This is a genomic window from Bradyrhizobium sp. USDA 4011, from assembly GCF_054063415.1.
The window spans coordinates 1872637-1898378 of sequence record NZ_JBSSGG010000001.1 but is presented as its reverse complement, the minus strand read 5'-3'; the positions used below and the strand labels follow the sequence as shown (position 1 = coordinate 1898378).

20 protein-coding genes are annotated in these 25742 nt (G+C 62.9%); 13 read left to right on the top strand and 7 right to left on the bottom strand.

Going from position 1 to position 25742, the window contains the following annotated elements; translation table 11 throughout:
• Positions 1–596: 596 nt before the first annotated feature.
• Positions 597–1538: a ring-cleaving dioxygenase gene (locus ACVW1C_RS08745; protein WP_456758076.1), complete on the top strand. Its 942-nt coding sequence runs from the start codon at positions 597–599 to the stop codon at positions 1536–1538.
• Here ACVW1C_RS08745 and ACVW1C_RS08740 read toward each other — a convergent pair.
• Both ACVW1C_RS08740 and ACVW1C_RS08735 read right to left on the bottom strand, forming a co-directional pair.
• Positions 1535–4393: an ATP-binding protein gene (locus ACVW1C_RS08740; protein ID WP_456758075.1), complete on the bottom strand. Its 2859-nt coding sequence runs from the start codon at positions 4391–4393 to the stop codon at positions 1535–1537. The genes ACVW1C_RS08745 and ACVW1C_RS08740 overlap by 4 nt on opposite strands.
• A gap of 92 nt (positions 4394–4485) precedes the next feature.
• Positions 4486–4917: a hypothetical protein gene (locus ACVW1C_RS08735; protein WP_456758074.1), complete on the bottom strand. Its 432-nt coding sequence runs from the start codon at positions 4915–4917 to the stop codon at positions 4486–4488.
• A 189-nt stretch (positions 4918–5106) separates the two neighbouring features.
• On the opposite strand from ACVW1C_RS08735, the gene ACVW1C_RS08730 reads away from it, so the two are divergent.
• A complete protein-coding gene (locus ACVW1C_RS08730) occupies positions 5107–6030 on the top strand; it encodes a helix-turn-helix domain-containing protein (RefSeq protein WP_456758073.1) in 924 nt (307 codons plus the stop codon).
• Between the two features lie 17 nt (positions 6031–6047).
• Here ACVW1C_RS08730 and ACVW1C_RS08725 read toward each other — a convergent pair whose 3' ends face one another.
• Positions 6048–6674, bottom strand: a complete 627-nt coding sequence (locus ACVW1C_RS08725; protein WP_456763023.1) for a hydrolase — start codon at positions 6672–6674, stop codon at positions 6048–6050.
• A gap of 14 nt (positions 6675–6688) precedes the next feature.
• Complete coding sequence (locus ACVW1C_RS08720) at positions 6689–7504, bottom strand: alpha/beta fold hydrolase (protein WP_456758072.1); 816 nt, start codon at positions 7502–7504, stop codon at positions 6689–6691.
• Between the two features lie 343 nt (positions 7505–7847).
• Between ACVW1C_RS08720 and ACVW1C_RS08715 the strand changes: the two genes are divergently transcribed.
• The 8 genes from ACVW1C_RS08715 (at position 7848) to ACVW1C_RS08680 (ending at position 15933) form a co-directional block, all read left to right on the top strand.
• Positions 7848–8486 carry a hydrolase gene (locus ACVW1C_RS08715; RefSeq protein ID WP_456758071.1) on the top strand — a complete coding sequence of 213 codons (639 nt, stop codon included), beginning with the start codon at positions 7848–7850 and terminating at the stop codon, positions 8484–8486.
• Positions 8487–8618: 132 nt separating this feature from the next.
• Positions 8619–8903, top strand: coding sequence for a XapX domain-containing protein (locus ACVW1C_RS08710; protein ID WP_456758070.1), 285 nt, complete (start codon positions 8619–8621; stop codon positions 8901–8903).
• Positions 8900–10777 (top strand): amidohydrolase, encoded by a 1878-nt coding sequence (locus tag ACVW1C_RS08705; protein ID WP_456758069.1) that lies wholly within the window; start codon positions 8900–8902, stop codon positions 10775–10777. Before ACVW1C_RS08710 ends, ACVW1C_RS08705 begins: the two co-directional genes overlap by 4 nt.
• A 1-nt stretch (position 10778) precedes the next feature.
• Positions 10779–11219, top strand: a complete 441-nt coding sequence (locus ACVW1C_RS08700) for a DoxX family protein (RefSeq protein WP_456758068.1) — start codon at positions 10779–10781, stop codon at positions 11217–11219.
• 25 nt (positions 11220–11244) lie between these two features.
• The gene (locus ACVW1C_RS08695) at positions 11245–12198 is read left to right on the top strand and encodes a glyoxalase (protein WP_456758067.1); all 954 of its coding nucleotides are present in this window, start codon (positions 11245–11247) and stop codon (positions 12196–12198) included.
• 8 nt (positions 12199–12206) lie between these two features.
• A complete protein-coding gene (locus ACVW1C_RS08690; RefSeq protein WP_456758066.1) occupies positions 12207–13628 on the top strand; it encodes an alginate export family protein in 1422 nt (473 codons plus the stop codon).
• 1 nt (position 13629) lies between these two features.
• A complete protein-coding gene (locus ACVW1C_RS08685) occupies positions 13630–14325 on the top strand; it encodes a YoaK family protein (RefSeq protein WP_456758065.1) in 696 nt (231 codons plus the stop codon).
• A gap of 6 nt (positions 14326–14331) precedes the next feature.
• Positions 14332–15933: a Na+/H+ antiporter gene (locus ACVW1C_RS08680; protein ID WP_456758064.1), complete on the top strand. Its 1602-nt coding sequence runs from the start codon at positions 14332–14334 to the stop codon at positions 15931–15933.
• Between the two features lie 58 nt (positions 15934–15991).
• On the opposite strand, the gene ACVW1C_RS08675 is transcribed toward ACVW1C_RS08680, so the two are convergent.
• Complete coding sequence (locus ACVW1C_RS08675) at positions 15992–16621, bottom strand: alpha/beta hydrolase (RefSeq protein ID WP_456763022.1); 630 nt, start codon at positions 16619–16621, stop codon at positions 15992–15994.
• Positions 16618–17556 (bottom strand): ring-cleaving dioxygenase, encoded by a 939-nt coding sequence (locus ACVW1C_RS08670; protein ID WP_456758063.1) that lies wholly within the window; start codon positions 17554–17556, stop codon positions 16618–16620. Before ACVW1C_RS08670 ends, ACVW1C_RS08675 begins: the two co-directional genes overlap by 4 nt.
• Positions 17557–17679: 123 nt before the next feature.
• On the opposite strand from ACVW1C_RS08670, the gene ACVW1C_RS08665 reads away from it, so the two are divergent.
• Positions 17680–18573: a LysR substrate-binding domain-containing protein gene (locus ACVW1C_RS08665; protein ID WP_456758062.1), complete on the top strand. Its 894-nt coding sequence runs from the start codon at positions 17680–17682 to the stop codon at positions 18571–18573.
• A 1011-nt stretch (positions 18574–19584) separates the two neighbouring features.
• Here ACVW1C_RS08665 and ACVW1C_RS08660 read toward each other — a convergent pair.
• Complete coding sequence (locus tag ACVW1C_RS08660) at positions 19585–20214, bottom strand: hypothetical protein (RefSeq protein WP_456758061.1); 630 nt, start codon at positions 20212–20214, stop codon at positions 19585–19587.
• Here ACVW1C_RS08660 and ACVW1C_RS08655 point away from each other — a divergent pair.
• Positions 20213–23044 (top strand): DEAD/DEAH box helicase, encoded by a 2832-nt coding sequence (locus tag ACVW1C_RS08655; protein WP_456758060.1) that lies wholly within the window; start codon positions 20213–20215, stop codon positions 23042–23044. The genes ACVW1C_RS08660 and ACVW1C_RS08655 overlap by 2 nt on opposite strands.
• An 863-nt stretch (positions 23045–23907) precedes the next feature.
• The gene (locus tag ACVW1C_RS08650; protein WP_456758059.1) at positions 23908–25482 is read left to right on the top strand and encodes a porin; all 1575 of its coding nucleotides are present in this window, start codon (positions 23908–23910) and stop codon (positions 25480–25482) included.
• Positions 25483–25742 lie beyond the last annotated feature (260 nt).

The following is a 25742-nucleotide window of genomic DNA, read 5'->3' as shown; positions in this document are numbered from 1 at the left end:
GGCATCCGCAAGATCCTGCGCGATGTCCTCCGGGCCGGGCCGGTAGTCGGACAGGCTCGGGCCACGCCGCCTTCATGGAGCAGGATGACCGGTGGACCGCAGCCCGCCTGGCGATAGTGCTGGCGGATGCCGTTGGCCCTGATCGTACCGCGTCCTGCGTTGTCCATTGCGATCGGATCCCTGACCGGTGTGGGCGGCGAGCAATGCCGAGGCGACAGCGCTCAATTTGACGTGCATGTCCCGGCCGGCGCGCGTGCACATAAGGCTCGATCTTGTTCCGATGTTGATCCAAAACAAATCCCGCTGATTGCACATCCTGGCGCGCGGTTGTACGATTGCGTCCAGGTTGAACGTGAGGATGCTGCCGGTTGTAGCTCCCAAGTCCGTCTGGCCCGCCACGTGATCGGGCGAAAATCCAAGACATTTCGACCGGTATCGGCCTCAATGAGCGATCAGGCAGCTGCGCCTGCCAATGGCGGGAGCAGGGACGACGAATTGCGCTCGTGTGCGATTTGGATCGGCATATCGAGGATTGCGTATCGGCTATGACGGGTTCCTTTTACTACTGTTCAGCAAGGCAACGGTGAGCGCATATCGTGTCCGAACCAGACAGATCGTGCTCGCCATCTCGTGGACTTCATCACGTCACGACAATCATTGATGACGTGCAGCGCGCCGCGAATTTTTATGCCGGCGTTCTCGGTCTGAAACGGGTCAAGAAAACGGTCTGCTACGACGACCCGGGCAGTTACCATCTTTACTATGGTGACGACGCCGGGAGCCCGGGAACGGTGCTGAGCACCCTGGCATGGCGATGCGTCGCAAAGGGATTGGTTGGGGTCGGCGAAGTCGTGCAGACCGCCCTTCGCGTGCCGGCCGGATCGCTCGAATGGTGGTCGGAGCGGCTCAAGGCCGCGAGCGTCGCGTGCCGGTTGGATCATTCGCCATTTGGCGAGCTGCTGCTTTGCTTCGCCGATCCGGACGGAACGACGCTTGCTCTGGTGGAAGCAGTGCAGGATCGCCGCGAAGCCGGGCGCCGCGATGCCGTTCGAGCGGTCATGGGGTTGAACGAGGTGACCTTGAACGTCCGCGCGGAGGACGCCACGGTCGATATCCTCGAGGACGTGCTGGGTTTCAGGCGCGTTGCGCAGGCCGATGATTCGATCCGCTTCCTCGCACATGACGGTCCTGGAGGTGCACTGACGCTGCGGATGGTGGGCGCGTCGTCGCGGGGCCGGCTTGGAGGCGGCACGATCAGGCATGTCGCCTTCCGCGCCGCCAATATCGCAGATCAATCCGAAATGATCCGTAAGCTTCAAAGACGGCACGACATCGCCGTGACCGAACCGATTGAGAGAACATATCTGACTGCGATCGGCTTCCGGGCGCCGTGCGGCGTGCTTTTCGAGATCGCAACCGATGGGCCCGGCTTCGCGGTCGACGAGCCGCGCGATCAGCTCGGAGAGGGTCTTAGATTGCCTGGCTTTCTCGAGGAGCGTCGTCTGGAACTGCACAACATCCTACCCCCGTTGAGCTAGCCGGGCTTGCGGTTGTTCAACCCGTCGAGCATGGCCCTGGTCCGCTGGAAAGGCACGGCGTCGAAACCCTCGGTGAACTTTCCGAGCGTCCGCTCCAGTACCGCTGCAGCCTCGCTATTTCGTCGCTGCCGGCCCAGGAAGCTTGCAAGACTTTCGGCCGACCTAAGCTCCCATCCAAGGGCGGCTTGCCGTTCCGAAACTTCGAGCGCATCGCGCAAATGGGTTTCGGCCGCCTCCGAGTCGGGTCCCTGCAATGCAGCCAGGACATCGCCGTGGATTCTCAGCGAATCCGGCAGCAACCAGAGCGCCTCCGTAGCCTTGGTTCGCTCCAGGCATTCCGCGGACGCCAGCAGCGCCTCTTCCGGTCGATCGTCCGCGGCCAGCACCTCGGCCAGGCGGCCGAGAAACGGGATCGCTACGTTTTCATATTGTGCGCCGCTCAGCTTCGAAAGCGCCTCTCGCAACAATCTTTCGGCGGGCTCGATCTGGCCGCGCAGGAAGAGCAGCCTGCCTTCGAAACCGATCGACGAAAACACGTAGCTTTGGATATTGTTATCCTGAGCCACCTGCCTGAACCGCTGTATCGCGCAAGCAGCCTTGTCGAGGTCCTCCAGGCTCAGGAACAACGAAACCCCGCACCAGCTGAGTGCCTGGCAGATCGATGTCGGATTGCCGGTCTCCTCCGCTTCGGAATGCGCCGACAGACAGGCTCGAACAGTTCGATCGAAGCGTCCCAGATTCCAATAGGCCCGCGCCATCACGCATTGCGCATAGACCGAGTGGTTCAGTCCCCATCGGCCAATCTGCGAGACGTCGCTATGGGTTCGGAAGTACTCGTGGGCCTCGCGCGCGAGTTCCAGGGCGGTCGCATACTCGGCGCGGAAGAAGAGCGACGCACTCTTCGCGCTCTTCGTCATCGCCAGCGCCGCCGGCTCGTCGGCGTCAGCGACGAGCCGCTCGATCCTCTGCGTCCCTTCCAGTGCGCCCTTGAAGTCGCCGCGCCGATGCAGGAACACGATGAGGCCCAGCCGGGCCCTCAGCTCCCATTGCCGGTCGCCTAGGCGTGCCGCAAGCTCGATTGCCCTGTTCAGGGCGTCGCGCGACTGGCCCGTCATGCCCTGGGTGAACATCACGGCGAGCCCGTGAGCTGCCTTCAGGACCATCTCGTTGCGCTCGCCTTCGATCGCCGGATCGAGAGCGTCGATCGCCTTGGTCGTCCACGCGATACATTCCGTCAGCAGCGAATTCTCCAGCCACACGGGCACGGCGGCGGCTGCGAGCGCAACGCCCGCCTGCGCGTGGCTGTCCGCCGAGAACGCCCAGTCCAGGATTCCGCGCACATTATCGAGTTCCTGGACCGCATCCCTGAGGGTTTGCACCTGTTTCGGGCCGTCGGCGTATCTGCAGAGCATTTCGGTGACGCAGGCCGCAAGCCGGGCGGCGAGTTCGTTCCGCTCGGATTGCTCGACCAGCTTGGCAAGCGCGAACGCCTTGGTGATCTCCAGCAGCCGAAATCGGGTGCGCTCTGAGCCGATGTCGACCGAGACCAGCGATTTGCAGACCAGATCAGCGAGGATCGATGCGGTGTCGGCGCCCTCAGCTACCGGAATCACGGAGACGGCGGCCTCCAGCGTGAAGCTGCCGGCGAAAATGCCGAGGCAGCGGAGAATGTATCGCTCGCGTTCGCACAGCAGCTGATAGCTCCAGTCGAGTGCCGCCGCGATCGTGCGATGCCGTGCCGGCGTGCCGCGGCGCGCGTCCGCGAGCAGGTGCACGCGGTCCTCGATCCTGGTGGCCAGTCCATTGACGCCGAACGCGTCGACGCGCGCGGCCGCGACCTCGATCGCGAGCGGGTTGCCGTCCAATTCGCGGCAGATCTGCGCGGCAAAGCCGGCATTGGCATCGGTCAGCTCGAAATCGTTGACGATGGCGGCCGCCCGCTCCACGAACAACTGAACTGCCGGATAGCCCAGCAGGTCCTTCGGTCCGAGGGATACACCGATTGGAGGCACCTCGAGGGGAGCGAGCCGGAACACCTGTTCGCCATCGACGCGGAGCGGCTCCCTGCTTGTGGTCAGCACCTTGATGCCGCCGGCGCCGCGCAGCAGCTCGCCGATGGCGGCCGACGCCCCCTCGATCAGATGCTCGCAATTGTCGAATACCAGAAGGAGGCTCTTGTAACGGAGCGCCGCCGCGATGCCGGACAATACGTCGCTCGAACGGGCGTCGATCGGAAGGGCGGACGCGATGACGCTCGAAATCAACGCGGCATCCGTGATCGAGCCGAGGTCAATAAGCCACACGCCGTGGGGAAACAGCGGCAACATCGCTTCCGCCAGCCGAAGCGCGACCGACGTCTTTCCGACGCCCGGCGGCCCGACGATACTCAGCAGGCGACTGTCGGTCAGTCTTTGCGTCATCGAGCGAAGCACTTCGGCGCGCCCGACCAGCCGGTTCAGTTGCGCCGGCAGGTTGTGAGCCGCCTGCGCCGGCTGATCAACGGCGGGGCGCTCCTCTTCGAGCACCTTGATGGGCGCAACGAAGCGATACCCGCGTCCCGGACTGTTGACGATGTACTGGTTGGCGTTGTCGTCCTCGCCAAGCGCGCGGCGAAGCGCCGCCACCTGGACGGTCAGGTTTGCTTCAACGACGAATGTATCGGGCCACGCGATCTCGAGGAGTTCGTGCTTACTCACCAGTTCGCCCGCGCGCTCGACCAGCGCGATCAGGATTTCGATCGCCTTGCCGCCGAGGCGAATGACGCGATCGCCCTCGAGCAGGATTCGTTTGGAGGTCGAAAGGCGAAACGGTCCGAATAGAAACGTACGCTCTGGTCTGTCGTTGCGGTCGGGCATCCTTCAGTCAGCCATGGGCCTTCTCAAGGACCCTCACTACGCCACAGCCCGGAGGGTGTCCATCCCCTCAAGGATCCGCGCGAACGAGGACGTCACAGCTGTTTTTCGCGCTCGACCTGAAGGGCAATCGCCTGCCGACGGGCCATGATCGCGGTCATGGTGAGGCGTTCGGCCTCGACCGTTGACAGTGCCGCCAATTCCACCGCGACCGTGGCCATCTGCTCGATCAGATCGGCACGGGCGTGCAGCTGCGCGGTCTGCCGCTTACTGATCCAGCTGGACAGGGTTTCGGGCGCGAGCGCGGCGTCGCGTTCGACGCCCGTGCGCAATGCCTCGCGAAGCGCTGCGGCGCGTTCGACGGACTCCTTGATTGTTGCCTGCAGTTCCTGCGTCCGGTTCACGAATTCAGCCTCGTGAGCGGCAGAGCCCCCGGCGAACAGTCCGTTGATGTTGCCAAGGCTCACTTGCAGGCGAGCCAAATGGAGGTGCAATTCCTCGCCGAATTGAACCAAATTGCCGTTCATAAAATCCTCGTCTCATCGATGTAGGCAACTCTCTCGCGGCGGAAGGTCGCGGCCAACTAAAACCTTGCAAATTTCATGTGGTTGATGGCAACGCCGTATCAGCGCGTGGTTTTTGGAACGATTTACTGGCCATGCGACGGGACGGGGAATAACCATCGTCGCGGTGTGCAGAATCTCGACGGGGCTCCGATGAACGACACCGACACTTCATCCGATGGCTTTTATGGCCGTCGACTGGCCGCGCACCTCGGAATGGAAGGCGATTGCGTTCGCAAGATCAATCGCCACGGCAAGCTCGCGCTTGCCATCACGAGATTGACATGTACCCGCTTTGTTCGTGAGCGGACTGCGGCGATTCCGTCGGAACCTGCATTCAGCATCCTCCATCAACTGGGCGATCTGGACCGGCACTCATGCTGGCTCGCCGGCCGCCCGAGGTATTCCGGATCGTTCGGTGCGGGAACGGTGAGCGTCATCGACCTGCGCGACAATCCGCAGTGCGAGTTCAGAGGCCCGTTTGATGCTCTTCAGTATTACATCCCGCGCCGCGCTCTTGACGACTTCGCCTACGAGAACAGCGCGAAGCCGATCTCCACGCTGAAGTGGACCCGTGACCGGCGCGATCCCTATCTGTCCACGCTTTCAAACGTTCTCCTGAGCGCTCTCGAAGAGGAGAGCGCGAACAATCAACTCTTCGTCGATCAACTCGGACTGAGCTTGCTCGCCCATTTCGCGCAGACCTACGGCGATCTCAGCTCGCGCGAAGGCATTCAGGAGGGGGGACTGGCGCCGTGGCAGGAGCGGCGCGCCAAGGAGATCATGCGTGCCCGCCTCGCCAGCGGTTTGACGATCGCCGATGTCGCGGCCGAGTGCAGGCTGACGCCGAGCCATTTTGCCCGCTCGTTCCGGCGCAGTACGGGCATCGCTCCCCACGAATACCTCTCCCGGCTCCGGATCGACGAGGCCAAGCGCCTGATGACCACCACCAGGCTGCCGTTGGCAGATATCGCGCTGATCTGTGGGTTCGGTGACCAGAGCTACTTTACCCGCGTCTTCTCGCGCAGCGTGGGAACGAGCCCCGGCGCCTGGCGCCGGGCTCGTTCCGAAGGCTAAGGGACTTCCGCCAAAGCCTAGGTCGGATGGATCATGTCGCGCGCGTACGACAGTCCGATGCCGTATCCACCGCCATGGGCTTCGACGATGGCTCGTGCATGATCGTATGTCTCCCGGCGGGTCCAGTCCCGTTGCAACTCCGGAAGCACCTGGATCCATGATGTCGGCCGTGCGCCCGCGGCTTCCATGCGCCGAAGCGCGAGGTCATGGCCGACCGTAGTGAGACCTCCGCAGGCGTCGCCGACCACGTAGACCTCGAGCCCGGCGGCCAACGCCGATAAAACCGCGAAGCTGACGCATGCTTCGGTCAGCAGTCCCGATACGATGAGGCGCCGCCGGCCAGTCGCGAGAATCGCTTCGCGCGCATGGTCGTCTTCCCAGACGTTCATGTTACGCCGTTCGATCGGCACGATGCCGGGCAAGGCCGCACTGACCGCCGGCATCAGCGGGCCGCTGTAGACTTTCGTCGCAGAGGTCGAAGCAATCACCGGAAGGTTGAACGCCGTGGCGGTTTTCGCCAGGGCGATCACGTTGTTGAGGAGGATTTGCCGGTCGATGGAGCCGACGCCGAAGGCGAGCCCCGCCTGCTGGTCGGCGAACAGGAGCGCGCAGTCTTTCGGTTCGAGAAGGGGAGCGTCAGTCATGTGATCACCCAATGTCACGCCTTGAGGAATTCAAGCAGATCCGCGTTGAGCTGGTCCGCGTGGGTCGTGGCAGTCGCGTGCGGAGCTCCGGGATAGACCTTGAGCGTGGCGGACTTGATCATCTCGGCCGCGAGCTTTCCGGTGTATTGAAGCGGGACCACCTGATCGTCGTCGCCGTGGACCACCAACGTGGGAACGTTGATCTTCGCCATATCCGGGCGGAAATCGGTTTCGGAGAACGCGGTCACGCAGTCGATCGTCGCCTTGATGGAGGCCTGCAAGCCGATCTGCAGCGTCTGCTTGAATGTGCCCTGGGAGACCTTGGTGCCGTGGTTGGTTCCATAGAAAAGCGGACTGAAGTCGTCAAGGAATTGCGGACGGTCCTTGGCGAGCCCGGCCTTGATGCCGTCGAAGACGGCCTTGTCGACACCGTCATGGTCCGCCGTCTTGCCGAACAGGGGTGTCACGGCGCTCACCAGTGCCAGCTTTGACACCTGCGAGGAGCCATGGCGCGCGACGTAGCGCACGATGTCGCCGCCGCCCATCGAGAAGCCGACCAGGGCGACGCCTGTGAGCTCGAGATGCTTGATGAGTTCGGCTATGTCATCTGCGAACGTATCGTAGTCGTAACCTTCCCAAGGCTGGCCCGACCGGCCAAAGCCGCGGCGATCGAACGCCACGGCACGGAAGCCGTGACTGGCGAAGAACAGCATCTGGGCATCCCACATGTCCGCGCTGAGCGGCCAGCCATGGCTGAACAGGATCGGTTTTCCGCTGCCCCAGTCCTTGAAGTAGAGGTCGGTACCGTCCCGTAGTTTCAGCAGCGCCATGAGTTGCTCCTTTGTGTTGGCGATGGCGGCGCACAGATGCGGCGGGCCATCCTCCGCCAAACTCATCGATGGAAGCCCCCTTTGGCTTGGACGGCCTCGGCGCTGTTTGCACGGCCTCGCGGTCTCGGCTGAGCGCGCCGTCTGCAAGCTCTGACGCGTGATCCCGAAGGGAGACATCTCCAAGGGCAGTTTTGTCGCATGCAAGCCCTCATCGCGACTTCGTCCAAGCAGCGAACAACCTGTCCAAGCGGCGGCGCCACCTTCGGGTCATACACTCGAAGCCGTGCGGACGCTGGATGTCATTCGCTCCGGCCGGCAATCGTCAATTCTAGGAGAAATCTCGATGTCCAAACTCGATATGCTGACCCCAGATAACAGCGCTATCGCGCTGATCGACTACCAGCCGGCGATGTACCAGGGCGTCCAGTCGCACGACCGCCTCGTGGTGTTCAACAACGTCCAGATTCTGGCGAAGGCCGCCAAGCTGTTCAAGATTCCGACCGTGCTGTCCACGGTGGCGAAGGATTCGTTTTCCGGGCCATTCATGCCGGAGGTCGCCGAGCTATTTCCCAATCACGACATCATCGACCGCACCTCGATGAACTCCTGGCTCAATGCCAATTTTCGCAAGGCGGTCGCCGCGACGGGGCGCAAGAAGTTCGTGGTCGGCGGCCTCTGGACCGAGGCCTGCGTGATGTTCCCGGCGCTGGACATGCTGAAGGAAGGCTATGAGGTCTACATCCCGGCGGATGCATGCGGCGACCTGTCCCTGGAGTGCCACAACCGCTCGATGGATCGCCTGGTGCAGGCCGGCGCGGTTCCCATCACCTCGTGCCAGTACGCGTTCGAGTTGCAGCAGGACTGGGCGCGCACCGAGACCTATGACGGCATGATGGAGATCCTGAAGGCACACTCGCCTTACGGCATCCAGATCCGCTTCTCGAAGTGGGCGCTCGGCGAGCATGCGTCGGAGGCTGGCTAAAGCATGATCCGGAAAAGTGCGAAGCGGTTTTCCGAATAGATCATGCTCAAACACGGGGCTGACGCGCGCTGGCCTGATCGCATCGCGCCGCAAGCCGCCTGATTTCTCCCTCCATCCTCCGAGAGGGGTGCGATGAAGATCTACATTCTGTCCCTTGGCGCCGGCCTGCTGGTCGGCGTCATCTACAGCCTTCTCAACGTACGTTCGCCCGCTCCTCCTTTGGTGGCTCTGGTCGGTCTGCTCGGCATCCTCGTCGGCGAGCAGATCGTCCCGGTCGCCAGGCAGATCGCCGTCGGCGAGGGCCTCGCCGCCGCATGGCGGCAGGCGAAGTGCGCGCCTCACATGTTCGGCCTGCTGCCGGGGCGGCACGCCGAGGAAGTCAAGACAACCACAGATGTTGCGGAGAAGGCGTCATGAGCGCTCCTGATACGATTCTTCATCGCGGCCTTTTCACCACGCTCGACCGTTCCAACCCGGCCGCGAGCGCCGTCGCCATCAAGGACGGGCGCTTCACGGCGGTCGGCCACGACCACGACGTGATGAAGCTCGCCGGACCATCGACCAGGGTGATCGATCTGAAAGGACGGCGCGTCCTCCCCGGGTTGATCGACAATCATCTTCACATCATTCGCGGCGGGCTCAATTTCAACATGGAGCTGCGCTGGGACGGCGTGTGGTCGCTGGCTGACGCGATGGCCATGTTGCGGAAGCAGGTGGCGATCACGCCGCCGCCGCAATGGGTGCGTGTCGTCGGCGGATTCACCGAGCACCAATTCGCCGAGCGGCGCCTGCCGACGATCGACGAGCTCAACGCTGTCGCGCCGGATACGCCGGTCTTCATCCTCCATCTCTACGACCGCGCGATGCTCAATGCCGCAGCGCTGCGCGCCGTCGGCTACACCAAGGACACGCCGGAACCCCCGGGCGGCGAGATCACGCGCGACGCGAAGGGCAACCCGACGGGGCTCCTGCTCGCCAAGCCGAACGCCAACATCCTCTATGCCACGCTGGCAAAAGGGCCGAAGCTGCCGTTCGATTATCAGGTCAACTCGACCCGGCACTTCATGCGTGAGCTGAACCGACTCGGGGTCACCGGCGCGATCGACGCCGGCGGCGGCTTCCAGAACTATCCGGAGGACTATGCGGTCATCCAGAAGCTCTCGGACGAGGGGCAACTCACGATCCGGCTTGCCTACAACCTCTTCACCCAGAAGCCGAAGGGCGAGAAGGACGACTTCCTGAACTGGACCAGGACCTCCAAGTACCAGCAGGGCACCGATTACTTCCGCCACAACGGCGCCGGCGAAATGCTGGTGTTCTCGGCCGCCGATTTCGAGGATTTCCGCGTCGCCCGGCCGGACATGCCGCCGGAGATGGAGGGCGAACTCGAGGGCGTCGTTCGCATCCTCGTCCAGAACAAATGGCCGTGGCGGCTGCACGCGACCTATGACGAGACGATCTCGCGCGCGCTCGACGTGTTCGAGAAGGTCAACCAGGACATGCCGCTGGACGGCCTGCACTGGTTCTTCGATCATGCCGAGACGATTTCCGACCAGTCGATCGATCGCATCGCCGCGCTCGGCGGCGGCATTGCCGTGCAGCACCGCATGGCCTATCAGGGCGAGTATTTCGTCGAGCGCTATGGGTACGGTGCCGCCGAAGCGACGCCGCCGGTGAAGAAGATGCTCGACAAGGGCGTCAAGGTGTCCGCGGGCACCGACGCGACCCGGGTCGCATCCTATAATCCCTGGGTCTCGCTCGCCTGGCTCGTGACCGGCATGACGGTCGGCGGCTTGCGCCTTTATCCGCCGCGCAACTGCCTCGACCGCGAGACCGCGCTGCGGATGTGGACCGAGAATGTCACCTGGTTCTCGAATGAGGAAGGCAAGAAGGGGCGCATCGAGGTCGGGCAGCTCGCCGATCTGATCGTTCCGGATCGCGACTATTTCTCGTGCAGCGAAGCCGAGATCGCCGATACGTCGAGCGACCTCACGGTGGTCGGCGGCCGTATCGTCTACGGTGCGGGGGATTTCAAGGCGCTCGACACCAACGCGCCGCCGCCGGCGATGCCGGATTGGTCACCGGTACGCAGCTTTGGCGGCTACGGCGACTGGCTCGGAGCTGACGGCAAGGCAAAGGCGGTGCGGGCGAACGCCATGCAGATGTGCGGTTGCGGCAGTGGCTGCGGTGTGCACGGCCATGACCATGCCCGCGCCTGGACCGGCAAGCTGCCAGTGTCGGACCTCAAGAGCTTCTGGGGCGCGCTCGGCTGCGCCTGCTGGGCGGTTTGAGATGCATGCGAAGGCCGCCACGCCGCGCTGGATAGCAGCCATCCTGTCCTGGCCGTGGCTGCTGCCGATCGCCAGGGGCGCGCTGGTCTCCGCCTTCCTGATCGGCGGCATCCAGAAGCTCGCCGATTTTCCGGCAGCCGTCGCCGAACAGGCGCATTTTGGTCTGCAGCCGGCCTGGCTGTGGGCCGTCGCGGCGATCGTCGTCGAGCTTGGCGGCTCCCTGCTCGTCGTCGCCAACCGGTTCGTCTGGCTTGGCGCCGGCGGACTTGGCGTGTTGACTTTCGTGGCGATGCTGACCGCGAACGCATTTTGGCTGTCCACAGGCCACGAACGGTTCATGGCGATCAATGCGTTCTTCGAACACCTCGGCCTCATCGCCGGTCTTGTCGTCGTGACGATCTGCGCTGAAAAGACGCGATCTCGTCGAATCAGCGAATTCTAGTCCAATCTCGCTCAAGGAGTTGTCCATGAAACGGCTATCGGCATCGATTCTGCTCTTGTCGGTTGCGGCTATTGCCGCAGCGGCGCCAGCGGTCGCCAGGGATGCGGGAAAGGCCGGCAGGGAGATGGTCGCGGTGGCGCCGCAATACGATACGACGCATGTCTATGTCGCGCCTGATGACGTGGACAAGTTCGTGTCGAGCTTTCTGGCGACGTTCGGCGGTCAGAGCACCAAGCAGGTGGTTGCGACCGTAACACCCACGCCGAGCAGCACGACGTCGCAGCTGCTTCAGACGCCGGTCGGCACCGTCTCGCTGTTCGGCTTCAAGACGCCGGTACCGTATCCGTTCGGCGCCGAACGGAACGGATATCTGGTCAGCGACATCGACGTTGCGATCAAGGCCGCCCGTGCGGCGGGCGCCGATGTGATCGTCACGACCTTTCCGGATCCGATCGGGCGCGACGCCGTGATCCAGTGGCCGGGCGGCGTCAATATGCAGATCTACTGGCACACGACCAAGCCGAACTACGCGGCCTTCGAGAAGATCCCGGAGAACCGGGTGTATGTTTCGGCCGACAGGGCGGATGCGTTCGTGCGGAGCTTCCTTGCCTTCTCGCGCGGGAAGGTGGTGTCGCAAACCGCGAAGGCCCCCGCGATCGAGATCGGCAAGACGGGACAGACTTACGGGAGGATTCGCATCGAATCGGCATTCGGCAAGATGGTCGTTCTCGTGACCGACGGTCAGTTGCCCTATCCCTACGGCCGCGAGACGACGGGCTATGAGGTGGCGGATCTTGACGCGACGCTTGCCAAGGCAAAGTCGGCCGGAGCCACAGTCCTTGTCGAGCCCTACACGTCCGAAGGAAGGTCTGCAGCGATCGTGCAGTTTCCGGGCGGTTATATCGCGGAGATACATGCGACGCCTGCCAAACATGCTGCCCGTGCAGACCTGCAGCCTCTCGAACGCGCCTTGAAGTAATGGTCGTTATGCCGGCATGGATCGACAGGCGAATTGTCAGGACGCTATTGCCCCTTCTGGCGATCGCGTCCTCAGTCCATGCCGCCGTTGCGGCGGACGCGGATGACGCGACTGCGAAGCGGCCTACGATCCAGGCCAACCGGTGGGCCGAGGACTGGTCGGTGCTCGCCGATCCCAGGTTGCGGACCGAAGCTTTCGACGGGCTCAAATACATTCCCCTGTGGGCCACGGATCCGAAGAGCTACGTCTCGCTTGGGGCCACGTTGCGCGAGCGCTTCGAGTCGAACAGTGCGGCGGCGTTCGGAACCAGCAATACCCCCGCGGACAGCTACCTCCTGCAGCGGCTTCAGGTCCATGCCGACGTGCATTTCGACGAGAACTGGCGGGCGTTCGTCCAGTTCGAGGACGATCGTGCCTTCGACAAGCTGAACGTCTCCTCGGTCGATCAGGACCGCCTCGATCTGCGACTGGCGTTCATCGAGTATGTCAACACCACTGCGGCGGGCACCTTGAAGGCGCGCGCCGGACGTCAGGATTTTGCGTTCGACCTGCAGCGCTTCGTTTCATCGCGGGACGGACCGAACGTGCGCCAATCCTTCGACGCGGTCTGGGCCGATTGGGAAAGCGGTGTCTGGCGCATCCTCGGATTCGTCAGCCGACCCGTTCAATATTTCGACGTGCGTCCGTTCGACGACACGTCGAACGACCGCTTCAAGTTCAGCACGCTGCGCGTGGAACGGAAGGTCTTCGGAAACGACGAGCTGTCCGGCTATTATTCGCTCTATGAGCGCAGTGACGCCAAATATCTCGACGCGCGCGGTGACGAGCAACGGCATATCCTGGACGTACGGTTCGCAGGCAAGGGCGCCGGATTCGATTGGGACCTCGAGGCCATGGGGCAGGCCGGCCAGGTCGGTACGACGGACGTGCGGGCCTGGGCGGTCGGTGCGCGGACGGGCTACACCTTTTCCGATGCGACATGGCAGCCCCGCATCGGCCTGCAGCTTGACGCGGCATCGGGCGACCGCCACCCCGGAGACGGTGTGGTCGAGACCTTCAATCCGCTGTTTCCGAACGGCTACTACTTCACGCTGGGTGGCTATACGGGGTACACCAATCTCATCCATCTCAAGCCTGCGATCCTCGTCAACCCCACGGATCGGCTCAAAGTGATGGCGGCCGTTGCGTTCCAGTGGCGTCAGACGACGGCTGATGCGATCTATGTGCAGCCGAACGTGCCGGTCGCCGGAACGGCCGGAACCGGCAGCGCGTGGACGGGTGCGTACGGGCAGCTGCGCCTCGACTACGCCTTCAACGATCATCTCACCGGCGCGATCGAGGCGGTACACTTCGCCGTCGGCAATACGATCCTCGGCGCCGGCGGGCACACGAGCAACTATCTCGGTGTCCAACTCCAGTACGGCTGGTAGCATGTCAAAGCCTATTTCCCTTCTCGCCCTGCTGATGAGCCTCAACGCAGGCTTCGTTGATACGGCCGGCTTCCTCGCCCTTCAGGGGCTGTTCACGGCGCATGTCACCGGCAACTTCGTCACGTTCGGTGCCGCCATCGTGCTCGGGACGTCCGGGGCGTTGGCCAAGCTGCTTGCGCTTCCCGTTTTCTGCGCGGTCGTGATCGTCACGAGGATCTTCAGCTTCTATCTCCCCGCCATGGGACTGCCAATCCTCCGCTCGATGCTGGCGATCAAGACCCTGCTTCTCGCGATCGGCGGCGCAGCGGCGGTCCATTTCGGGCCGTTTGTGCAAGGAGACAGCTGGCAGGCGATTGTCACCGGGATGCTTCTCGTTGCCGCGATGGCCATTCAGAACGCGGCTCATCGCATCCATATGGGGTCGGACCCGCCCAGCACTCTGATGACGGGAACGACGACCCAGATCATGATCGATGTCGCTGACGTCCTGCGGCGCGCACCGGTCTCGGTTCTGACTGTTGCAAAGCCCCGCTTGGGCAAGATGTCGGCGAGTGTGGCTGCGTTCGCCTTGGGGTGCGGGGCCGGCGCCTGCCTCTATGCCAAGTTCGGCACCTGGTGCTTCGTTCTGCCTCCGCTTCTCGCGTTGCCGGCGGTGTTCCTGGCGGGGGGCGAGCCTGCACCGGAAAAGACGGCCTAGCGCGCGATGAGTTCAGCCGAGTCTTTCCAGACCATCCTTCTGCTGCTGATGATTGCGGTCGTGCTCGACACGGTGGCTCGTCGCTTGCGCCTGCCGTCCGCGTCGGTGCTGGTGCTGGCCGGCATTGTGCTGGCCCTGGTTCCGGGACTTCCCGAGGTGGAGTTCGACCCGGACTTCGTCATGGTGCTGTTTCTGCCGCCGCTCTTGCTCTCGGGCGCCTATTTCACGGTGTGGCCTGACTTTCGCGCCAATCTCAGGATCATCCTGCAGTTGGCGGTCGGGGCCGTCGTGTTGACGACCCTGCTGGTCGGTGTCGTGACGCACGTCTTCTTCCCGGCATTGCCCTGGGCCGCGTGCTTTGCGCTTGGCGCAATCGTTTCGCCGCCTGACGCCGTCGCGGCGCGGGCCGTGCTCGACCATCTCAACGTCCCGCCGCGCATCGCTGTCCTTCTCGAAGGCGAAAGCCTCATCAACGACGCATCGGGCCTTGTTCTCTTTCGTTTCGCAGTCGCCGCCGCACTGACCGGCGCCTTCAGCGCGGAGGCGGCCGCAGCAAGCTTCGTCTACGTTTCGGCCGTGGGCATAGGTATCGGTCTCGCGCTCGGCTGGATATGCGCCTTCGTCGCGGGACGATTGACCGATGCCAGGCTGACCGTAGTCTGGACCTTCCTGTCGGCCTGGGCTGCCTATCTGCTGGCCGATCGCCTGCATGTGTCGGGCGTGCTTTCGACGGTTGCGTGCGGGCTGGTCCTTGGACGCCTGCAGCACAAGGCCCTGAGCGCAGCGTCCCGCGTGCAGGCGCTGGCGGTGTGGTCCGTCGCGACCTTCGTGATGGAGGCGCTGGTCTTCGTATTGGTGGGGTTGGCGCTTCGCGGTGTTCTGCACCGCTTCGGTTCGGATTGGGGGATCGTGCGTACGCTTGCGCCGGCAGCCGCGACGATCTTTGCAGTGATGGTGCTCGCCCGGTTCGCGTGGATCTTTCCGACCGCCTACATTCCGCGCGCACTGATCCCGTCGCTCCGCGAGCGGGATCCCTATCCACCGCTGGCCGTTCCTCTGGTGATGAGCTGGGCCGGGATGCGCGGGGTCGTCAGTCTCGCCGCCGCATTGTCATTGCCGGAGCATTTTCCCGGCCGCGACATCATCTTGTTCGTGACCTTCTGCGTCGTCGCCGCGACCATCGTCGTCCTCGGACTGACGCTCGGTCCGGTCGCGAAGACGCTGGCGGGGAAGGAGTTCCTGCTCCGCGGTGAAGAGACGTTGTCGGAAGAGGTGCTCCGGGCCGAAATCGCCCGTGCGCAGTTCGATGCGATCCGCGCGCATTCTGTCGGGGCCGAGGGCGAGCACGCGCACCCGCGGCTCGTCGAACAATACGGACATCGCCTTGCGGTCGCCGAGGACCATGCGCTCGCCAAGGGAGCCCATGAGGAACGCAGGCTTCAGCACTACCGTGCCGTATTGATCGCGGTGGAAGCCGGCCGCAACAGGCTTCTGGAGCTCTTCAACGCCGGGCGCATTCACGACAGCGTCATGCACAGGCTGGAAGGAGAGCTCGATCAGGAGGAGCTCTTTGCGGCGCGTGTGGTCGAGCTGATCGAAGTTGACTGACGTGCGCGCCCAGCAATGGAGCCGAACTGTCGGAGTGACAGTTCGGCTCCTGATCAAGCTAGGCGACCTGAGCGTCAACGTCGGCAATCCAATCGCGGGCCAGATTGACGTCCGCTTGCGAAAGCTGGTGGCCGGCCGGCAGCGTTCTGAGGGTCACCTTGGCTCCGGCGTCCGCGAGCATCGCCGACAGTCTTGCCGCATTGCCGGCCGGAACGATCGGGTCTGCCTGCCCCGAGAGGATGAGCACCGGTTTGCCGTCGAGCCTGGCTTTCGGCGGGTCGGACAGCGGCACCATCGCCCGAAGCAGGACTGCGCCGGCGAGAGCGTCCGGCTTCATCAGGAGAAGCGCGGCCGCGATGTTCGCGCCGTTGGAAAATCCCACGGCGACCGGCGCTGCGATGCCGTGGCGTCGTCGCGCGTCTTCGACGAATGCCCCAAGCTCGAGCCCGCGCTTGCGCACGTCTTGTTCGTCGAACACGCCCTCCGCCAGGCGTCGGAAGAAGCGCGGCATGCCGTGTTCGAGGACGCGGCCGCGTGGCGAGAGCAGGGCCGAACCCGGCGATATCATGCCGCCGAGATGCAGCAGGTCGTTCTCGTCGCCGCCGGTGCCGTGCAGGAGCAGCAGCGGAGGCGCGTCAGCCTTGCTGGCTTTCTCGAAACGATAGACGAATGAGTGGGCGTCCGTCAGGATACGGCTCCTTCCAGCTTCGGCAAGACACCTTCGATTTCCTTGCGATGCGACTCGAGGAAGCCCGGCAGCTTCAGTTCGCGTCCCAGCGTCTCCACCGGCTCATCGACGGCGAACCCCGGGATGTCGGTCGCGATCTCGAACAGCACGCCGCCGGGTTCACGAAAGTAGATCGAGCGGAAGTAGTTGCGATCCTTCTGTTCGGTCGGATGCAGTCCGTGATTGTCTACGAGCCGCTGCGCCATTCTGCCCTGCTCGGCGTCGTCGGCCGCGCGGAAGGCGATATGGTGCACCGAACCGCCGCCTTCATGACCGCGCAGGAATCCCTTCGCCTCATAGATGTCGACGATGCTGCCGTTGACGTCACCGGCCGCCTTGTAGCGGATCACGGAACCCTCTCGGGCCGTCTCCTTGAAGCCGAACACGTCAGTCAAGATCGCCGCGCTCTTTGCGGCATTGTCGAGCAGCAACGTCACGCCGTGAAAGCCGCGGATCGCGTGCTCGACCGGAACGTCGCCATTGCTCCAGGCCGGCTCATCTTCGGCGCCCTGGACGCCGACGAGCGCCAGCGCCATGCCGTCCGGATCCGTGAACGGCAGAACCGATTCTCCGAACCGCTTTTCCTGCGCTTCGTAATGAATGCCCTTTTCAAGGAAACGCTGCGTCCAGTAGCCGAGCGAGCGTTGCGGCACGCGGAAGGCGGTCTGGTGGGTCTCGCCGACACCCCTCCGGCCCGGAGGAACGCCCTGCCAGGGAAAGAACGTCAGGATCGTGCCGGGCCGCCCGGTCTCGTCGCCGTAATAGAAGTGATAGGTGGCGGGATCGTCGAAATTGACGGTCCGCTTGACGAACCGCAGCCCAAGATCCCGCGTGTAGAAGCCAAAATTCCTGATCGGGTCACCGGCGATGGCGGTGACGTGATGAAGTCCTGACACGTTTTTCCTCCAGCTCGAATGAGCAACTTCGTTTCGCGAATACATATCGGGCGGCTTTGTTCCGAGGACAATTCGTGGTTTTATGGCATCTATGTCTACGATTTGGCGACAATCGAGGGGGAAATGGACAAGCTGGCGAGCCTGAGAGCCTTCGTGAGGGTCGTCGAAAGCGGCAGCTTCGCCGAGGCCGGCCGCCAGATGCGGCTCTCGCGGTCGGCGATCAGCAAATATGTCGGCGATCTCGAGGAGAGCCTCGGGGTGCAATTGCTGAACCGCACCACGCGGCACGCGAGTCCGACCGAAAACGGCCAGATGTATTTCGAGCGGGCCGTCGTCATCCTTTCGGAGGTCGATGCGGCGGATCAGGCGGTCACCCAGTTGCAGTCGGCGCCGCGCGGCCTGTTGCGCGTCAATGCGCCGATGTCGTTCGGCACGATGCGCCTGGGGCCCGCGCTCGCCGATTTCATGACGAAATATCCGGACCTTCAGATTCAACTCGTGCTGAGTGACGATCTCCTGGACCCCGTTCAGGACGGCTTCGACGTCACGCTGCGCATTGCCGAACTGGAATCCTCGAGCCTGATCGCGCGCAAGATCGTCCCCATCCCGCGGCTGGTCTGCGCATCGCTCGACTATCTGAAGCGTCATGGTACGCCGCTCCATCCGCAGGATCTGCGCGATCACGTCTCCCTGACCTACGGCTTCCTGCTGACGGGCAATCAATGGAAGCTGACAGGCGACGATGGCGTCCATTGGATCCAGCCGGCGTGGTCGCTGTGCGTCAACAACGCCGAGGTGCTGCGCGACGTAGCGGTCAGGGGCAAGGGCATCGCGCTGATACCGGAGTTCATCGCGGCGGAGGCCCTGAAGAACGGCAGCCTCCAGGCCATCCTTGCGAACTATTCGGCTCCGCCGCTCACCCTATACGCGGTCTATCCGCCGACGCGACATCTTGCCGTCAAGGTTCGGCTCTTCATCGATTTTCTTGTCGATCGGTTCGGTTCGGGCGCAGGCTGAGCGCGCTACTCAGCGTTTCTTTCGTGCGACCAGCGATTTGCCGAGCGCGAGGCCGTATTCTTACGACTGCGACGATACCTTCCACCAGTCCGATGCGGGCCTCATTATCCCAAAAGAATGGCCCCAGCTAGGGACGCTGAGGCCCAGGTACGATCATCCATGAAGGTGGATCGGTCACCCAATCAGCAACCAGCCGACGCTGACGACAAGTGCGAGGAACGACGCCGCGGCAACGCCGAGGAAGCCGTACTCCACTCTGTCCGTGTGATCCGATCCAAACATGATGCCATTATGTATTCCGCTCGGACCTTTGCATTAAAATATGAAGGTCAGCTAGCGTGTCCTAATTCGTTGCAGCGAATGTCCGGCCTCGACCGGCGATGGATGGGAAATCAAAACGGCCGTGACCTTCTGTTCGAATTCGCTGGGGGTGAGCCGAGTGAACAAATGAGCGAGCGGTTATGGCAGTCGTCAGTCCCAAAAAAAGACGCCGCCGGTCTCACAAATACACGCCCGGCGGCGTTTTCTTCCTGAACTGGGACACTGAAATCCCCAGCACAGCTTAGATTGCATGGCCTGTGCCGCAGGGCCGATGGAAAAGCCCACCGGGCGTGAACCAGCGGGTTTTCCTTTAGTGACGGCGCCGTTAGGCCGCAGGCGGATTGCTGGCCCGACGGTGGTATCCGTAACCTCGATGCACGCCATAACCATAGCGACGCGGGCCTCGACCAGGATGGATGTAACGATCGCCAGAAGAGAACCGATGATGAGGAAGCCCGCCTTGGCTAGGCTCTCATTTCCAGAGGCGATTATGGCCCCTGCGATGCAGGCGCTAAGCAGCAAGGGATCGGCGATCCACCGAGTGCTAAGCACTTAGCCAACTACATGCTGCTCGAGCGAAAAGCGGCCATCGTCAGTACATCGGTACGTCTTCCTTATTTGGAAATGCCTGCTAAGCAGTTGATATTACTAAAGGCGAATTGGCCCATTTTTTCCAAATGCGTATTGGACTCATTGAGTAATCAAGCGGATTTTGATTCCGCCATTCGGAGGTTCGATCCCTCCCGCCCCAGCCATCAAACAAGGTATTGATTTCGATGGAGGAATCGATTCCACCGATCGAGGCCTTGCCGTTATTTCGGGCGGGATTGCGCCTGCCGTCTGGAAATCCGTGCTGCTTTGGTTTCCATGCCGGTGGGCGACAAGCTCCGAGTCGCCCCGAAATCCTCTCACCAGGCGATCGGACTCACGACGTAACGATGGATTTGACGTGGCGAATACCAAGAAGGCCCGCGCAGCTGCTGGCGCGAGGAAGAAAAGCAAGGGATTGACGCGTTCCGGGATCTCATCCTCCTCGCCACTCGGCATGCTGGCGCTGCATCTTCTCGAGCAATGGAAGAAGTCCGGGCGTGACGGCATCGTCTTCCTTGCGGAAAGCGAGAACAGGGCGGAGCGCCTCGGCAGCGTGCTGCATTCGCTCGATCCTTCGCTCGAGGTGCTGGTGTTCCCGAGGCTGAATACCTTGCCGTTTGACGGGTTGGAGCCGTCGCACGAGATCGCCGGCAGGCGGAGCTCGGTGTTGCGGCGTCTCGCGAAGAGCAAGAAGCCGGTCTTCCTGGTGTCAACGGCGGAGGCGATCATGGAGCGGTTGCCGCTGCCCGCCAGCTGGGGCCGCCTCAGCATCAGCCTGAAGGTCGGTGCGCGCTATTCCGAGCAGGAACTCAAGGATCGTCTCGAAGCCCTCGGATACGATGTCGACGAAGAGGCGGACTATCCCGGAAGCGTCCTGTTCCACGGAATGACGTTCGAAGTGTTTCCTGCCGGCGCCCTCGGGCCGTACAGAATCGAGCATTCCGGTGGCGTGATCCGCAGGATCGCCGGAGTGGATCCCAACGAACACGACGTCGTGTTCGACACCCAGGAGCTGTTGATCGATCCGATGTCGGAACGGATCGCGTTGGGAGGCAAGCGAGCACAGCGGGCGGCGCTGCCGGATTATTGCCCGCGCGCCCGCTGGATCGCGGATGCGGGAGTTGCAGGTCACGCCGATAGCTGGCTGAGCACGATCAAGGAGGCGGCCGGCCGCAGAGAGACGGAGCGCGAGTACTTCGGCCCCGTCGACTGGAAGCGTCTGACCAAGCGCATGAGTGCGCTGCCGCGCAAGGCGGCGTTCACCCCGACGCCCGATTTCTCGAAGGTCGCCTCGTCGCGAAAAGCGCTCCGCGCCTTTGTCGCCGACATGCAGCGTGCCGGATCGCGGCTGGTGTTTGTTGCGGCGGTGGAGGACGACCTGCGCGCGATCGAGCGCATGAGCGGGGTCAAGGCGGAGCGCGTCGGAGGTTGGAGCGAGGCGGCGAAGGGGCGGGGTGGCGAAGCGGCGCTGCTGGCTGACTTCGACACCGGCTTCATCGGTTCGGGCCGCAAGCCGCTTGTCGTCGTCACGGCGACCGACGTGCTCGGCAGCCGGGCGCATCATCCGCAGCCCATGGCCAGAGCCTGGAGCGCGGCATTCGATCATCCCGACGTGCCGGAGCGCGGCGCGGTCGTCGTTCATCTGCCGCGCGGGCTGGCCGTGCTCGATGGCTTGCAAACCCTCGACATGGGGAAGGGATCATCGCGCGAGATGATCAGGCTGGGATTTGCCGGGGACGACGCCGTGCTCGTTCCGCCCGCCGACCTTGCCCTGATCTGGCCGTATGCGGCGGAGCGCGGCAAGCTGACCTTGGACAAGGCGGACGGAAGCACGTGGTGGGCGCGACGGACCAGGGCGGAGCAGGAGATTCAACTTGCCGCCAAGACGCTCGCCAAACACATCGCGCAGCGGCGCCGCCGGCGCGCTCCCAAACTGGTCGCTCCTGGTCCCGCATACGAGCGGTTCGTCGCGCGCTTTCCGTATTTCACGACAGTCGACCAGGCGAAAGCGATTCGGGACGTGCTGGATGATCTTGCGTCGGGTCATCCGATGGACCGGGTCGTTTGCGGCGACGTCGGGTTTGGCAAGACCGAGGTTGCCTTGCGCGCGGCGGCGGCCGTTGCCCTGTCGGGCAAGCAGGTTGCCGTCGTCGTGCCGACGACCGTCCTGGCAAGACAGCACATCGCGACGTTCCGCAAACGGTTTGCCCCGCTCGGCATCGAAGTCGGAAGCTTGTCGCGCGCGACGTCGGCTGCGGAGATGAAGCAGACGAAGGAAGGCCTGCGAAGCGGAAAGATCAAGATCGTGGTCGGCACGCAGGCGATCGCGTCGAAGGACGTGAAGTTCGCCAAGCTGAGCCTGGTCATTGTCGACGAAGAGCAGCACTTCGGGGCAGCGGAGAAGGCGAAGCTTTCGGGCCTGGCGAAGAGCGTCCATACGCTTTGGATGAGTGCCACGCCGATCCCGCGTACGCTTGCGGCAGGTCTCGCCGGATTCAGGGACCTGAGCGTGATCGCATCCCCGCCGGTCCATCGGCTTCCGGTCGTGACCAAGATCGCGCCACTTTCGGACGCCGCCATTGCCGCTGCACTGCTGCGCGAGCAGCGACGTCACGGGCAAAGCTTTCTGATCTGCCCACGCATCCAGGATCTGGATCCCCTGTTGGCACGCGTGCAGGCGGTGGCCCCGGAGCTCCGCATCGCTTGCCTGCATGGCAAGCTACCGACCGACGAGATTGACGATCGGATGATGAGCTTCGTCGAAGGCGAGGCCGACGTGCTGCTGGCGACCAACATCGTGGAAAGCGGTCTCGACATTCCGCGGGCGAACACCATCGTGGTCTGTTGGCCGGAAAAGTTTGGGCTGGCACAGCTCCACCAGCTCAGGGGGCGGGTGGGACGCGGTGGCATACGCGCTTTCGCGTACATGCTGACGGAATCGAACTCGGAGCAGTCCGGCAAGCGTTTGGCCGTTCTCGAGGAGTTCAGCAGACCGGGCGCCGGTTTCGCGATCAGCGAGCGCGATCTGGATCTCAGAGGTGCCGGAGATCTGCTTTCCGAGCGGCAATCCGGCCACGTGCAGGTTTTCGGACCGGTGCTCTACAGCCACCTTCTGAAGCTGGCCTCGGAGAAGAGCGACGACCGGGCCGCGGATCTTTGGGTGCCCGATCTCAACCTTCCACTCGCCGACCTGCTGCCCAAGAACTATGTGCAATCGGAATCCATGCGCCTTGAAATCTATGGCCGCGTCGCGAGGTGCCGGAGCGAAGACGATCTGGAAGATCTGGAGGAAGAGACCTCTCGCCGCTTCGGCAAGCTGCCGTCGGCCGGCCGGGATTTCTTCGCCGCGGCAAGGCTCAGGATCGACTGCAAGCGGCGAGGTATCGTGAGGCTCGACGTCGGGCCTGAGGCCGTCGCAGCGACGTTTCTGCCGGGGAGGCTGCCCAAATCCAGAGCACGATCGCTACAACGCGACGGCGATCGCGTCTTTTATTCAGGCAAGACAAACGAACCGCCCTTCGAGCGGATCGATGATCTGCTCGACATCTTGGACGAGTGAGTACAACGTTACTACGTTACTCCTGGCCAAGACTCCTGGCCAAGCCTTCGTCGTCGGCATTCCCCGATGCGACCGATCGCGCCGCGCTTCACGGCGCCGCCTGACTCTCGTCAGATGCGAGTCTTGTGACTGCATCGGAGCGCATCGCCCCATGCCAGTGCATCACGCGCGCAGTGGAGACATTTCACTACGTGGCGGCTGCGGAGAACAAATCGACCGATTCCGCACGCTGACATCGCGGTGACATGTAGCGCCGGTAGTGCACATGTGAGGCGGTCTGTCCGCCGTCTTCCAGCCTGCTCCGAGCAATCGGAATGCCCCCTTCCAGGCGCGAGTCGACGGTATTTAAGGCGGGCTATGTCGTTCAGATGCCGGTATTTTTGGGCCCAAAGATTGTGCACAGAGCCGGAATCAGCGGCGCCGGAATGGGCTCCGATTTTCGCTTTCTCCGTAGGATTACGCGTTTTGCACACCGTTCCGCCCGGTGTTGCTCAGACTTGTGGCTGCTAGCGGTATCTCAAATATTCCTATTATATTTCAATGGCTTGATGAAATGCCGCAGTTCAAATGCCCGTGATATTTGTGCAACATTTGCCCGAAAACAGCCGCAACCCGCCCCAATCCGAGCGGTCTTTTGTTGCGTGATCGGGGGCCTTCTGTCTCATATGGAACTGCGACGGAGGGGGGCATCCCGAGGTCGTCCCGTTTTAGGTGGTTCGCTTAAGTCCCTCGCGTTCATGCGGGTGTGTCCGAAGGCGCGAAGCGACTGAGCGGGGATTTAAGGGACAAAGGGAACCAACCTAGGGTGTTTTACCCGGCGGATCCGGAACCTTCCCTGAGATAGAGCAACTTGGAGGTTTAACATGAAGATGGTTAAGAGCCTTATCCTCGGCTCGGCGGCGGCTCTCGTCGCGGTCGGCGGAGCTCAGGCGGCCGATCTTCCCGTCAAGGCCAAAGCGGTCGAGTACGTGAAGGTTTGCTCCCTGTATGGTCCCGGTTTCTACTACATCCCGGGCACCGATACCTGTATCAAGCTGGGCGGCTATCTGCGTATGGATGTTCTCGCGAACACCAACTCGGACAACACCGGCAACACCTCGGGCGCTGGCGGGGCGAACAATCGTTTCACCAACGGCTATACTTGGCGTTCGCGTGAAGACCTCAACATCGATACGCGCACCGCGACCGAATACGGCGTGGTCCGCACCTTCTTCGATGCGACGTTCACCTGGACGTCGGACACCTACGCTGGCCAGGGCAACGGCGCGAGCGTCTACTCGGCGATCGGCAGCGCTTCGGCTCCGAACAACGCGAACTCCGGTGCAGTTGCTGCTGGTACGGTTGGTGTCTACTACGCCTTCATCCAGTTCGCCGGCTTCACCATGGGTAAGGCGGTCTCGCAGTTCTCGGCTCCGTGGGCCAACTACCCGGGCAACAACTTCGACGGTCTCGTCGGCGGCGGCGGTACGGTCACTGGTGTGAACCAGTTCACCTACACCGCGCAGTTCGGCAACGGCGTGTCGCTGTCTCTGTCGGCTCAGGATCAGTCGGCCTACTATCAGGCTGGTGTGGCCAATCTTGGCGCCCTTAGCCCGATCGGCGCCGCTATCGGCGCTACCGGTCCTTTCGGCGCCAGCGACTATGCCGGCACGATTTCTCCAGACTTCGTCGCGATGCTGCGTGTCGACCAGGCTTGGGGACTGTTCCAGGCTTCGTTCGCGGCGCATGACAACCATGCGGCCTACTACGGCGGCACTGAGTTGACCGGTCATCCGGACGACAGGTGGGGCTGGGCTGGTCAGTTGGCCTTGTCGATCAAGAACATCCCGACCGGACCGGGCGACACCATCAACATGCAGGGCGTGTATACGGACGGCGCGACCCGCTACAACATCCAGGACCTCGCTGGTTCGGCAGGTGCGAATACCATTTATGGCGGCACCGGTCTGGCCGGCGCCTATCAGAGCGTAGGGTTCGGCATTGCGCCCGACTCGGTGTTCGCGACCGGAACACAACAGCAACTGGTTCAGACCTGGGGCTTCCGCGGTGCATACGTGCACAACTGGAACCCGTACTGGAACACCTCGATCTACGGTGCCTATGCTGCTGTGATGTACAACGACACGGCCAAGACCCTCATCTGTGGCGTTGGCGGCGTCGGTGGTTCGATCCGGAGCGCACTTGCTCCCGCGGGCAGCGGAGCTGCGCTCACGACCTGCAACCCCGACTACAACATCGGGCAGATCGGTACGCAGACCCAGTGGACCCCCGTCAAGAACCTGACCTTCTCGGCGGACTTGGTCTACACCCATCTCGATCAGAAGAACGCAGGTACGGTCGTGGCGCCCAGCACGCCTATCGGCAAGCCCGCAGCTCTCTACGAGGTGAAGGACCAGAATACGGTTCTCCTGATGCTCCGCGCTCAGCGCAACTGGTAATACCGGTTGATCTGACTGTGACCTAACAGAGCCCCCGGTGGAAACACCGGGGGTTTTGCTTTGTCCAGTCACGCAGCGGCTCTCACAAGAGCGCCATTTTTTCGTACGATGTCATATTCTATTCATTATTGCGTACCGCCCACCGATGGATCGTTTGGCGACCGATGACGGTAGCTCAACAAATCATTCGCCTCATTCGCGAGCAGCCAGGTCTTACCGAACGCCAGATTGCCGAGCGCATCTTCGGCGAGAGGGGCTCC